The sequence below is a fragment of the Novosphingobium sp. GW835-FHT14H07 genome, assembly GCF_058793515.1.
Genome location: NZ_JBXAFX010000016.1, coordinates 19,094 through 32,448 on the forward strand (window position 1 = coordinate 19,094; position 13,355 = coordinate 32,448).

Sequence of the window (13,355 nt, forward strand, 5' to 3'; positions counted from 1 at the left end):
TATGAAGAAGAGACGCCTATTTTCTTCGAGTTCCACGCCTATTCGTACGTGGTAATCATCGTGAATGACGAGTATTCTTGGATGAAGACGTCTGGTGCTGCCAATTCGGCCCAACGTTGAGCTGTGGTCCAATCGGGGCCGAAACTATCGCTGCGCCAGAAGGACACCTCTCGTGTCGAACTCGTGGACACGGCCTGAGACCTTCCCGTCGAGCGATCGTCTTTTCCGGCACTCGCTGCGGTTCTCCCACCTGACCCAGTCAAGGCGCGGAGATGCCGAAAGTTATCCCTCAAAAAAAGAAATGATTCCCTATGCGGGTATAGATCTGGGCTATGCTTGCGCGGCAGGAGACGCTCGAGCCTTGCCAAGCTTCATCCAGCGAATGTCAGCAGAAGATGATCCGACATCCGAAAAGTAAGGACCTCATCAAAAAGGACCGGAGGGTGTCACAAGATCAACGTTGCCCGCCGAAGTCAGTACGATGAGGCGAATGTCCGGCGAAACCGTTTTCAGACAGTACGAAGTTGCCAGAGCGGTCCTTGCCGAGACGCTGGAGATCACTGCCGTTTGGCGCCGAACCAATTATTCTGGCTGAAGACCTCGCCACCAGAAACGCGGTCCTGAACAGCGGAACGTAGACCGTCCGCTGGGGGCGGCACTTTGCGTTTGCTGCCGCGTTTTGGCTGTGATGCTGAGATCGATCCTCGTTGCCGCCTTCGCTTTGCTCCTCACCTGCGCAAGCGCGCTGATCCATCCCGCGTCCGACGAACGGGCGATGTATGGGTTCGAGGGGCCGCTCGAGCAGAACTGGTTGCCGCGCGAGGTGGCGGGGTGGCCCGCGCCGTTTCTGGCGGACAGCACGGCCACTTCCGTGCCGCACCAGATCGGGCCGGAGGATGACTTCCGGCCCGGCCCGTTCCTTGCGGATCTTGGCTTCTGGGCGCTGGTGGTGCTGGGCGTGATGCGGGTCTGGCGCCTTGTGCGGCGCCAAGCCTAGCGGTCGAGCGCCGCTTCGGCCCAGTCGACCGCCACATTTTGCATCTCCGGGCGGTTTCCTTCGGCGACCAGTTCCACGATCTTCGCGCCCTTGACCGGCACGGCAATGGCGGCAGGCGCGTCGCCGGGCTTCATCCACCCGGTCTGCTTCAGCAGCTTGCCATCGGCGTGGACCGAGAAGCGGACGCGAGCGGTGGGGTCGGCGACGGAGTCGTCTATCCCGGCGAGGGTGGTGAAGGTCGAGAAGCCGGTGTTGCGGACTTCGAGGCGAGAGTTGGCGAGGGTGCCGATGGCGTTGTGATAGGTCTTGCCCGCGATCTTCGGAGTCTGGGCGAAGGGGGTCGCATCTGCCCGCGCACCGCCCCAACCGCCATAGACGGGATGCTCGCCATCGGCCTTGGTCGAGCGCCAGGGCAGAAGGCCGCGATAGACCATCGGGTCGGCCATGGGATGCACGATGCCGTCGACCGCCGGGTTCACGTTGCCGGGTTGCTCGGACAGGTAAAGGCCTTGCGCGTGCTCGCGCGTGCCGCTGGCCTTGAACAGCAGGGTCTGGTGGCGTTCGAGATGGACCGGCATTTCATTGGTGAAGGATTTCGTGTCGCCGTCCCACAAATCAGTGAGGGTAATCGGTTTATCGGCGCGGTATTTGAGGTGCGACGCGATAAGCTTCACGTCGATCGGGCTGCCGGTGCGGTTGAACAGGGCGACAGCCTTGGTGCCGTCGGCCAGCGTCTTGGTGAAGATCTGAACGCTGTCGCCATCATAGGCCAGCACGGCCTGATGCGCGGCCGCGTCCTGATTGAGCGCGATGACCTGCGCATTGCCGAGCACGCCCATCATCGCTGGCGAGGCCTTGCGCAGATCGAAGCCGATGATCAGAGGTGCGTTGAGCATCGCCCACAGCGACATGTGCGAACGCGCCTCGGTGAGGTGCGCATCGTCGAACTCGCCGCTGCCGATGAACAGCATGTCGGGATCGTTCCAGCTGTTGGGCTTGGCGTAAAGTTCACGCCGGGAGGCGGAATCGAGATTGTGCAGCATCCGCTCCCAATTGGGGGAGATGTCCTCGCTGGTGCGCGAAAGGTTGCCGAGGGTACGCGCCCATGAGCGGACGTCGGCCGAACCCCACAGGCAGATCGACAGGACGAAATCGTTGCCAGGCTTGTTGCGCGACAGCGCCTGGCCCACCTGATCGAACAGGCCCTTCACTGCGGGGATATTGGTGCGCGGGATCGTGTCGTAGTCGATCAGCGGATCCAGCGCGCGCAGGCGGCCGGATTTGACCTGCGGGCTATCCGCCGCGAGCGCCCGGATGCCGCAGCCGTCGACCTTGATATAGTCGAAGTTCCATTCGCCGAAATAGAGCGCGATGTCCTGATCGATGTGGCCGTAGAGGCCGATCTCGCGTTCGGCCATGGTGCCCGCGGGCTGGCCGGGGCCGGCGGGATCGCCGTAGATCTGGCCGCAGCTGTTTCGGCCGATCTCGCTGTAGATGCCGGCTTTCAGGCCCATGGCGTGAAGCCGGTCGGTGAAAGGGCGGAAGCTGGTGTTGCCATCAGCCGTTCGGGCCGAAGGGAAGTTGTCGGTGCGGATCAGCACACGGCCATCAGCCTGCCGCCGCTTCGCCCACCAGCCATCGTCGATGTTGACGTAGCGGTAGCCCTTGGCGGCGAGCCCGGAATCAACGATCAGTTGCGCCGAGGCGATGACCTTTTCCTCGTCGATGTCGGTGCCGAAGGCGTTCCAGCTGTTCCAGCCCATCGGCGGCAGCGGGGCGGAGCCACGCGTCGTTACGCTCCAGGTGCCACGGGCCTCGAGCGGCTTGTCGGCGGCGTTGGCCGAGGATGCGAGGGTGGTTGCTGCGAGCAGGGCGGCGACAGTGAGGCGCTTCACTTCGTTGCTCCGAACGCGAGGTGCTTGCTGAAGAACGGCACGACCTGTTCCTGGAAGCGGAAGGCGACGCGATTGGTGTGATCGCCTTCGTACAGCGTGAAGCTGTTGGCGATGCCGTAGGTTTCGAGGACCTTGTGCAGGGTTTCGGTATCGGTCTTGAGGCCGTCCTTGTCGCCCACGTCCATGGCAATCGCAGCGTAGCGGCGCATGTTCGGGATGTACTGGTCTACGAAGGAGAGCGGGGCGTTGGCGGCCCATTTCGCCATGACGTCATCGCGGGTCTTGCCGTCGGCGGTCAACGGCAGGTCGAGATAGAGCGGCGGGTTCTTCGGGTTGGGTGACCAGGCGGCGGCAGCCGCCAGGGTGCCGCGCTGTGCCCATTGCAGGCTGGCCGAGTCGGCCGGGCTCTTCATCGCGGCATAGGCCTTCATCGTCTCGGGCGTGACGCCAAACAGGCCGCGCGCGGAGAGGCAGCACGGGCTCATCAGGTAGAGCGCGCCGAACACGTCGGCATGCTTCATGCCGATGCGCTTGGCGCCGTAACCGCCCATCGAATGGCCGACGAGACCGCGGCTTTCGCGCGTGGGCAGGGTGCGAAAGTGGCTGTCGATGTAGGTCACAAGATCGCGGGCGATGAAGGTTTCGAAATCGCCGGTGGTGACAGACGAGGAATACATCGAGCCGTTGTGCACGGTCTTGCTGTCGGGGAAGACGTAGATCATCTCGCGCGCACCTTGGGCCATGCCGCCTTCGATCACCTGCGGCACGTGGATCTCGCCCATCCATTGCTGCGCGCCGATGGAATAGCCGTGGAGCGCATAGACCACCGGATAACGGCCTTTCGGATTCTTCGCGTAGCTGGGCGGCAGGACGACGAAGACGTCACGATCGGCGCTATCGCCTTCAAGCGCGCCTTCGAGGGCCGTGGCGTGAACAGAGATCTTCTGGACCGTGGTCTTGGGTGCGCCAGCAATGGCAGCGGGTGCAGGCGTCTGCACTTGCGCGTATGCGCTTGAAGGTAGCGCTCCCATCGTGAGGGCTGAGAGGGCCAGCATAGGCAAAAGGCGCATTGGTCAATCTCCCGAGGTTGGTTCTGGTTGTTGTCAGCTGCCGCGCAGTGCGCGGAGGAGCATGGCGCGGATCTGGCCGTAGTTGGCCTTGAGATTGCCGAGGACGCCGCGCTGGTCTTCGGGCAAATGGGCAAGGGGGTGGCCTTCGGTGCGGAAGACGTAGTGATCAAAGAAGGCGCGGAAGGCCATGCGCTCTGCCTCTGGGCGTTCGGCTATGGCGATCATGGCGTGGAGCATAGACAGCGAGGGCGCGTCAGGCCCGGTGGCAGTGGCGTCCCACCAGTAGTTGAGCATGACGTTGATCGGGGCCTTGGCTTCAACCTGGTGCCACCACAACTTGGGCAGGAAGAGGGCATCGCCCGGCTGCAGGGTAACGGCGATGGCACGGGCGCGGGCCTTTTCGAAGCGGGGGAAGCGCGCTGGGTCCGGATTGCCGGCGGCGAGGCTCGCGGGTTGGCCGGCCATCGTATTGTCGATCGGACCAACGTAGAGATCGCCAATGGCATCAGGCGGGTAGAGCGTGAACGTGCGCTCTCCGGCGATCACGCAGGCCAGATTTTCATAAGCATCGTAGTGAGCCGCAGCGGTGGACGGATTGCCGATCCACAGGCGTGGTTCGACAGATCGGGGCACGATGGCAACATGATTGGGCTCGGCAAAGCCGGGAAGATAGGCGTGCGCGACAAGCGAACCGACATAGGTCGTCGGCGCCGAGGGATCGGCCGCGTGGGCCAGCATCGCGTGGAAGGCATCTCTGAGCGCCATTTCGCTGCGCGTGAAGTTGAAGCCGGAAAGATCGTCCGAATAGAAATAGTGGCCCGCGTTGATCGGATCGCTCTGGAAGACTTGTGGTCGGCGTTCGTTCGCAAATCCAAGCATATAGTCCAGCACTGCGCCTGGCTCTGCGCTTGCGGCCCGTGTCGCTGGCAAAGCCGCGCCGAGGCCTCTGATGACCGCGGGCCGACCCGTTTCAATAACTTGAACGCGAAACGCCTCCGCGCTGACCAGCGCGGTGTGGTCTTTCGAGATTTCTGTCAGTTCTGGCCGGGCCTGTCCGGTCATGTCATGCCCAGCCGCTGGCAGGCATGGCGAGACGTTCATTCCGCCTGCGGGCAAGCTGGCCGATCTGGCGCAGCGACGCGCGGATCGCCAATGCAGCAGCCAGGGAGCCGTCTCTAAATAGTCTGATGATTCTAGTATCATCGAGATCTGCAAGCGCATCGCCGCTGACCGTGTAGAGGCCATTCAGGGCGACGGTCTGGCCATCGTCGAACTTCAGGGAAATGTCGACCGGTTCGACCAGCCGCGCCTCGACGATATCGGCAATGAATCTTTCCGTCCTTGCAGCGTTGCCCATCAACGTACCGATGGCGCGCTGGACGAGACGCATCTCGTCGGTCGGGCCGCCCATGGCGTCGAACAGGGGAATCGTGCCACCGGGCGCGAAGCGGGGATGAGCAAGATCGACGGCAATGTTGTCGTCAGAGGCAAAAAATCCCTGCCGTTGCAGGTCGAGCGGAAGAAACGCAGCGTTTCCAGTGCCCGCACCCTCCACGAGGACTTCTTCGGGCGAGAATCCGAACAACGCGACGATGGCGAATCGCCCTGTTTCGGGGGACTTGGCCAGCATGACCGGACAGCAGGATGCGGCCGCTTCGACTTCGGGCAGCGAGATCTGCACCATGTGCGGATGCGCGCCAGCAAGAGGGTGCATGGCCAGGTTGCGATGGACCTCGCTGTTCAGGATCTCGAGTTGCTCAGCCATTCGTCCTCTCCCGTCTTTCCCTGTCTTTCAGGCAGCTTATCGCGGTTATGCCCGGTACTTCATGTGCGCGCTAACATGGCTGATCTAACGCCATCCGCGGCCTTGTTGCAACACTATCCAACCAAGGTGCCATTGCGCAGACAATTTGGTATTGATAGCGCTACCTAGATCAGCTACACCGGTCTCGCAAGGTGACGCTGACAGAGCGCCTGCAGGGTTGAGAGGCTGAAGGGAAATCGCAGTTCGCCTGCGCGATGCTTCTCCGATTGCGCGTGCTTCGTCATGGCTGCCGGTCCTGTCGTGTGGGGCAGCCGGATGCAGATCACCTTCCCGGGCGGGGGGGCCGTCAGAGTAGCAGTGGAGAGGGTATGAGGACGTCCATCAATTCACGCTTCCTTATCGGAAGTGCAGCAGGCGCGATCGCGCTTGCCATGGCGATGCCGGTTGCGGCGCAGGAAGCGCAAAGCTCGGTCATGAACGACGAGCCGAGCAACGCCGAAATCATCGTCACCGGCATTCGTGGCTCGCTCCAGCGCAACATGGAGATCAAGCGCACGGCTTCGGGCGTGGTCGATGCGATTTCGGCCGAAGACATCGGCAAGTTCCCGGATGCCAACGTGGCTGACGCACTGCAGCGCCTGCCCGGCATCTCGATCCAGCGTTCTGGCGCTCGCGGCGAAGCCAATGGCGTGACCGTGCGCGGCTTTGGCGGTGACTTCAACGACACGCAGTTCGATGGGCGTCGCCTTTCGACCGCTTCGGGCAGCCGTGCGGTCGACTTCACGACGATCGGCTCGGACTTCGTCTCGAACATCTCGGTCTTCAAGACTCCCGACGTCGAACTGGGCGCCAGCGCCATCGGTGCGACGATCAATGTTGCCCTGCCCAAGCCCTTCGACAGCGCAGACAGCAAGTTTGCGGTAAAGGCTTCCGGTGCCGTTCAGGACCGCAGCGGCAAGGTTACGCCTTCGGGTGCGGCCCTCGCGAGCACGCGTTTTGCCGACGACACCATGGGCATCCTGGCCTACGCCGCCTATCGCCGCGTCGATACCGAAACCAACCAGGTCTTCATCCCGGGGTGGATCGGCAACTACTTCTATCAGTGCCAGGCGCAGGCGGCCTGTCAGACCAACGACTTCACGCCTGCCAAGAAGAACGTGCTGGGCTGGTTCCCGCAGCAGGTTGGCGCCAACCAGATTACCACGAAGGACGAGCGCATCGACGGCCGTCTTGCCTATCAGTGGCAGGCCGGTGACGATGTGCTGCTGACGCTGGACGGCAACTTCACCCGCCAGACGCTGAACACCGCGACCTATGGCTACGGCGCATGGTTCAACGGTGACGACTTGCGCAATGTGAAGCAGGACAGCAACGGCACGGTGGTTGATTTCAACCAGTTCGGCACGCCGATGGACTTCAACGCCAGCCTGGCGCGGACGATCAACCAGACCTACATGTTCGGCGGCAACCTGAAGTGGGATGCGACCGACGAGCTGAGCTTCGACTTCGACGCATCGCTCTCGCGCTCGGTCCTCAATCCCGGCCGCAACGGCTACCAGAACGCGATGGACATCGGTTACGGCGGCACCAATGCCGATCCGAACGGGCCGTTCCTGTCGACGGGTTGCACGTATCCCGCCGGTGCGGGCCCGACGACCGCGCCGACTTCGTGCAGCCGCTATTCGACGATCCTTGGCGCCAATACCGGCGTGAAGATCGGCGGGCCGAGCAACAACTTCCTGCCCAGCATCCACGACGTGGGGCCGGGTGGCGACGTTTCGCGCTTTACCGACAAGTCGCTGATCGGCAGCCACGTGATTGCCGGCTTCCCCAACTACTTCACCAACCTCGTCAAGCAGGTGAAGATCGGCGGCAAGTGGGACGGCGACAACCTGAAGGTCCACTTCGGCGGCAGCTTCCAGGAAAACAAGTATCATCAGGAAGGCGAAAGCCCGTTCGTGAACGGCACGTTCTTCCGCTACGGTGGTTACGGCGCTCCGTCTGGCCGCACCGGCGCCGTCGCACCGCTGCCAGACAGTGTCTATCAGGGCATCATCAGCACCAACAACTTCATTCCGGGTTACGAAGGCAACCTCGCCCCTGCGATCATCAAGTACGATCCGGTGGCGGTGTACCGGGTGCTCGAGGCGACCGGACGCGGCACGACTGCGCCTGCGTTCAACCCGGACAGCGTGCTCAACGTCAAGGAGCAGACGTTTGCGGCCTATCTGCGCATCAACTTCGAGAGCGAGATCGGTGATATGCCGTTCAAGGTCAGCGCCGGCGTACGCGACGAGTACACCAAGCTGACTTCGGGCGCGCTTGGCCGCAATCCGGTGAAGTTGATCACGGTGCCGACCGACCCGACGCTGATCCAGGTCGATACCTTCACGCCGCAGCAGCTGATCGAGCGCAGCATTTCCTACAACTACGTCCTGCCCAGCCTTGACGTGAAGCTGGAGGTGAAGCCGAACCTGATCCTGCGCTTCGATGCATCGCGCACGCTGACCCGCCCGGCGCTGGGTGATCTGCGCCCGACGATCAACCTCGGCACGCTGCGCAGGGGCAGCCTTGCGGCATCGGGCGGCAACGCCAGCCTCAAGCCCTACCTTGCCGACAACCTCGATCTCGGTGTCGAATGGTACTACGGTTCCAACTCGTACTTCGCGGTCAACGGCTTCATGAAGTTCATCTCGAACTTCATCGTCGGCGGCGTGAGCACCCAGACGATCAACGGCGTGGTCGATCCGTTCACGAACCAGCCCGCGCAGTTCCAGGTGAACAGCAAGGTAAACGGTCCGGACGGCGTGGTGCGCGGCGTGGAAATCGCCTGGCAGCAGGTCTTCGGCGAAACCGGCTTCGGGTTCAACGCCAACGCCACGCTGGTCAATACCAACCGCACCTTCAACACGGCGGACATCTCGGGTTCGGCCTTTGCCATCACCGGCCTTGCCAACTCCGCGAACCTCGTGGCGTTCTATGACAAGAACGGTCTGGAAGTGCGCGTTGCCGGTAACTGGCGCGACAAGTACCTGCTTGGCCTTGGCCAGCAGCAGGGCGGCACCTTCGGTGCGGAACCGGTCAACGTGAACCGTCAGTTCCAGATCGATGCCAGCGCAAGCTACCAAGTGACCAAGGAGCTGTCGGTCTTTGTCGAGGGCACCAACCTCAACAACTCGAACTACAGCACTTATGGTCGCTTTTCGAACATGTCGCTCGACACGTTCAACTACGGTCGCCGCTTTGTCTTCGGCGCACGTTTCAACTACTGACAAGACGTGATGGTGGTGCCGGAGCTTCGTGCCCCGGCACTGCTGCAAAAGCAGGACGGAGAGGTGCGCGGATGGTTCGTGCAGTGCGCGATGTCGTGATTGTCGGTGGCGGAACGGCCGGGTGGCTGACCGCAGCGATCATTGCCGCAAAGCACAAGGCCCGGATCGGACACGACTTCTCCGTCACCTTGGTGGAAAGCCCCAACGTGCCGATCATAGGCGTGGGCGAAGGGACCTGGCCTACGCTGCGCTCGACGCTCAAGAGCGTGGGCATTTCCGAAACCGATTTTTTCCGCGAATGCGATGCCGCCTTCAAGCAAGGCGCGCTGTTTGCGAAGTGGACCACCGGCGCCGAGGACGACGCCTATTATCATCCATTGGTCCTGCCCCAGCGCTTCGGGCAACTGAACCTTGCGCCGCATTGGCTGGCGGGCACGCTGAACGAGGGTGGCGACAACGGCGAGACCTTCTGCGACGCGGTATGTCCGCAAGGGCGGCTCTGCGACGAGAACCTGGCGCCCAAGTCGATGGTCAATGCCGAGTACGAGGGGCAGGCGAATTACGCCTACCATCTCGATGCCGGCAAGTTCGCGCCGTTCATGCAGCGGCATTGCACCGAAAAGCTGGGCGTGCGCCACGTGCTGGCAGACATGCGCCAAGTGCTTCAGGACGAAAGCGGCGACATTCGCGCGATCGCGACCGAGCAGGCAGGCGAAGTCAGCGGCGATCTTTTCATCGACTGCACCGGCATGCGCAGCCTGCTGCTCGGGCAGACGCTCGGCGTCGGCTTCAAGGACTGCAACGACGTGCTCTTCTGCGACACCGCGCTCGCCATGCAGGTGCCATATCCCGCCCCCGATGCGCCGGTGGCAACGCACACGATCTCGACCGCGCAATCGGCGGGGTGGATCTGGGACATCGGTTTGCCGACGCGACGGGGTGTTGGGCACGTCTATTCAAGCCGCCATATCAGCCGCGAGGATGCCGAGGCGGAACTGCGCGCTTATGTGGGTCCGGCGGCGGAAGGTCTTGCGGTGCGCAAGATCGATATCCGTTCGGGCCACCGCGAACTGTTCTGGAAGAACAATTGCGTTGCCGTGGGGCTGGCGGCAGGGTTCCTCGAGCCACTGGAAGCCTCCGCCATCGTGCTGATCGAGCTTTCGGCCAAGATGATCGCAGACCAGATGCCCCCGGTGCGCGAGGTTATGGACGTGGTGGCGCGGCGCTACAACGAGAAGACGCTGTACCGCTGGGGCCGGATCATCGACTTTCTCAAGCTGCATTACGTCTTGAGCCAGCGACGCGATACGGCGTTCTGGCGGGACAACATGGACCCGGCCTCCATTCCCGAGAGGCTGCAGGAGCTGATGGCGCTGTGGCAGTATCAGGGCCCCTATATGCACGAGGAGTTTGACCGGGTGGACGAGGTGTTCCCTTCGGCATCTTATCAGTACGTGCTCTATGGAATGGGTTTCCGAACCGAGGTCTCCGCGCGGACGCTCGAACCGGAAGTGCGTGAGGCGCGGCGGGCGCGGGCAGAGAATGCCGACGTCACTGCGCGAATGCTGAGTGGACTGCCCAGGCATCGCGACCTGATCGACCGCATCGTGAAATACGGATTGCAGCCAGTCTGATCCGCAACGACCAGCCCTGCCGGGTCGCATCGGCACGGGATACTTGAGAGGAAAATCGTGATCGCCAGTTCATTGCCAACGCGCGGCCTCGCGCGACTGCTGCTTGGGTCCGTCAGCGTGGTAACGCTAACTCTGTCCACCGCCAACGCGCAGGAGGTTGATCCGCGGGCCGAGGCGGACCGCCTGGCTTCAGCGCTGGTGGCGAAGATGAACACCGACGAAAAGGTGGAGCAATTGCTGAATGTCGCGCCGGCCATCCCGCGCCTTGGCGTGCCGGCCTACAACTGGTGGACCGAGAGCCTGCATGGCGCGGGCGGTGCCGTCCCGACCACGAACTTCCCGCAATCCATCGGGCTTGCTGCCACGTTCGACCCGCCATTGATCCATGACGTGGCACGGGTGATCAGCACCGAACTGCAGGGCCTGCACACGCTGGCTCGGCAGACCGGGCATCTCGGCAAGATCGGCACCGGGCTCGACACCTGGGCGCCCAACATCAACATCTTCCGCGATCCGCGCTGGGGCCGTGGGCAGGAGACCTATGGCGAGGACCCGTACCTGACGGCGCAACTGGGCGTCGCTTACGTGAAGGGCATCCAGGGGCCGAGCCCGGATCTGCCCGACGTGATCGCCAGCCCCAAGCACTTTGCGGTGCATTCAGGGCCCGAACCGACCCGGCATACCGACAATATCATGGTTTCGCGCCACGATCTGGAAGACACCTATCTGCCCGCGTTCCGCGCCGCGATCGTCGAGGGCAAGGCCGGATCGATCATGTGCGCCTACAACCGCGTTGACGGGCAGCCGGCCTGCGCGAGCGATCTCTTACTGAAGGACAGGCTGCGCGGGGCGTGGGGCTTCAAAGGCTATGTCGTTTCGGACTGCGATGCGGTGGTCGATATCTATGATCGCCACAAGTATGCGCCCGATGCTGCCTCGGGCGTGGCGGTAGGCCTGCTGGCGGGCGTCGACAACGAATGCCACACCGGCACCATTGGTGAGGCCAAGGGGCTGGCCGACCGCTACAAGGCGGCACTGAAGGCGGGCTACCTGACCGAAGGCGACCTTGACCGCGTTTTGGTGCGGCTGTTCTCGGCACGCTATCGCAATGGCGACCTGGGCGGGATGAGCGCGCGCAAGCCCAATGCCACGCCGGTGAGCGCAGTGGGCACGCAGGCAGGTTGGGACCTTTCGCTCAAGTCTGCCGAGAAGAGCCTGGTCCTGCTCAAGAACACGGGCGTGCTGCCGCTGAAGGCCGGCGCGCGGGTGGCGGTGATCGGACCCCTGGGCGATGCGACGCGGGTGCTGCGGGGCAATTACTCCTCCGCCAATTCCGCGCCGCCAATCTCGGTTGTCGAGGGCTTGCGCCGCGCGATGCCGGGAGCGCAGGTCAACTATGTGCCGTTCTCTCCTTCGATCGTCGACGGCGATCTGGTGACGGATGGCAACTTCCTGACGCCTGACGGGAAGCCGGGGCTGAAGGCAGTCTATTATAACGCGGTGGATCCCGACAAGCCGCGCGGCGAACGGACGTTCACGGCAAAGCCGGTGGTCACGCGGATCGAGACCAACCTGAAAAGCAGCGCGATGCAGCTGAAAGAGGTGAGCCCGGCGCACAAGGTGGTGTGGGACGGCTTCTTCGTGGCGCCGGAAAGCGGCCTGTACAAGATGGGCGTGACCGCGGTGAAGGGCGCAATCGAGATTGGCGGGAAGCCCGTGATCACCTCCGATCACTACTCGCTGTGGGGTGAGCCGCCAAAGTACGTCGAGGTCGAACTGAAGAAGGGCGAGCGCTATCCGCTGCACTTCGATATCGAAGGAGGCGGCGCGGCGGGGCCGGGCTTGTTCTGGAAGCGCATCAGCAAGGACCCCTGGGGCGATCTGGCGCGCGGCGCGGCCGAGGCCGATGTGCTGGTCGCCGTGGTCGGCCTGACGGCGGACCTTGAAGGCGAGGAAATGCCGCTCAAGATCGAGGGCTTCGACGGCGGTGACAAGACCAGTCTGGAACTGCCGATGGATCAGCGCGAACTGCTGATCCGGGCGCGCACGCTCGGCAAGCCGCTCGTCGTCGTGGCGATGAACGGCAGCCCGATCAACCTGTCATGGGCCAGGGACAATGCCGATGCACTGGTAGAGGCGTGGTATCCAGGTCAGGCCGGGGGGCTTGCCGTGGCCAATGTGCTGACAGGCAAGACCAATCCATCCGGTCGTCTGCCGCTGACGTTCTACAAGGACACGGCGGACCTGCCGGCATTCACCGATTATTCGATGAAGGGGCGGACTTATCGCTACTTCACCGGCAAGCCGGTTTATGGCTTTGGCTATGGCCTGAGCTACACGACATTCGGCTATGGCCCTGCGAAGGTCGATCCGGTTGGCGGCAACACGGCCAATGGCATTCGCGTGACGACGCAGGTGACCAACACCGGCGCGCGCGAAGGCGAGGAAGTGGTGCAGGCCTACCTGCGCTTCCCCGATCAGCCCGGTGCCCCGCGCGTTGCGCTGCGCGGGATTCAGCGGGTTTCCCTGAAGCCGGGCGAGAGCAAGGCGGTGACGCTGGAGCTTTCGCCGCGTGACCTTTCGGCCGTGCGGCCGGACGGAGTGAGGCAGGTTTTTGCGGGGACTTATCGCCTCAACCTGGGCGGGGGCCAGCCCGACAGCGGACTGCCGGGGACCGAGACGACCTTCAGCGTAGACCGCGTGGTCGATCTGCCGAAGTGAA

At 63.2% G+C, this 13,355-nt stretch carries 8 protein-coding genes; 4 read left to right on the top strand and 4 right to left on the bottom strand.

What is annotated here, in order from left to right; genetic code table 11:
- Positions 1–688: 688 nt before the first annotated feature.
- Complete coding sequence (locus AC1Q5P_RS14620; RefSeq protein WP_039335882.1) at positions 689–997, top strand: hypothetical protein; 309 nt, start codon at positions 689–691, stop codon at positions 995–997.
- Here AC1Q5P_RS14620 and AC1Q5P_RS14625 read toward each other — a convergent pair.
- Genes AC1Q5P_RS14625 through AC1Q5P_RS14640 form a run of 4 tightly spaced genes read right to left on the bottom strand, consistent with a single transcriptional unit; the run spans position 994 to position 5,727 of the window.
- Complete coding sequence (locus tag AC1Q5P_RS14625; protein ID WP_492519312.1) at positions 994–2,892, bottom strand: NPCBM/NEW2 domain-containing protein; 1,899 nt, start codon at positions 2,890–2,892, stop codon at positions 994–996. The two genes, AC1Q5P_RS14620 and AC1Q5P_RS14625, sit on opposite strands and share 4 nt — an antisense overlap.
- Positions 2,889–3,962: an alpha/beta hydrolase gene (locus AC1Q5P_RS14630; RefSeq protein ID WP_492519313.1), complete on the bottom strand. Its 1,074-nt coding sequence runs from the start codon at positions 3,960–3,962 to the stop codon at positions 2,889–2,891. The genes AC1Q5P_RS14625 and AC1Q5P_RS14630 overlap by 4 nt, the downstream gene beginning before the upstream one ends.
- Positions 3,963–3,995: 33 nt before the next feature.
- The gene (locus AC1Q5P_RS14635) at positions 3,996–5,063 is read right to left on the bottom strand and encodes a cupin-like domain-containing protein (protein ID WP_370584374.1); all 1,068 of its coding nucleotides are present in this window, start codon (positions 5,061–5,063) and stop codon (positions 3,996–3,998) included.
- Entirely contained in the window at positions 5,026–5,727 is a 702-nt protein-coding gene (locus tag AC1Q5P_RS14640) for a SapC family protein (protein ID WP_492519314.1), read from the bottom strand. Before AC1Q5P_RS14640 ends, AC1Q5P_RS14635 begins: the two co-directional genes overlap by 38 nt.
- Positions 5,728–6,095: 368 nt before the next feature.
- Here AC1Q5P_RS14640 and AC1Q5P_RS14645 point away from each other — a divergent pair, with 368 nt between their 5' ends.
- The 3 genes from AC1Q5P_RS14645 to AC1Q5P_RS14655 all read left to right on the top strand — a co-directional run bounded on the left by AC1Q5P_RS14645 (position 6,096) and on the right by AC1Q5P_RS14655 (position 13,354).
- Positions 6,096–8,999 carry a TonB-dependent receptor gene (locus AC1Q5P_RS14645; RefSeq protein WP_492519315.1) on the top strand — a complete coding sequence of 968 codons (2,904 nt, stop codon included), beginning with the start codon at positions 6,096–6,098 and terminating at the stop codon, positions 8,997–8,999.
- A gap of 71 nt (positions 9,000–9,070) precedes the next feature.
- Positions 9,071–10,633 carry a tryptophan halogenase family protein gene (locus AC1Q5P_RS14650; RefSeq protein WP_492519316.1) on the top strand — a complete coding sequence of 521 codons (1,563 nt, stop codon included), beginning with the start codon at positions 9,071–9,073 and terminating at the stop codon, positions 10,631–10,633.
- Positions 10,634–10,693: 60 nt separating this feature from the next.
- Positions 10,694–13,354 (top strand): glycoside hydrolase family 3 C-terminal domain-containing protein, encoded by a 2,661-nt coding sequence (locus AC1Q5P_RS14655; RefSeq protein ID WP_492519338.1) that lies wholly within the window; start codon positions 10,694–10,696, stop codon positions 13,352–13,354.
- Position 13,355: the final 1 nt, after the last annotated feature.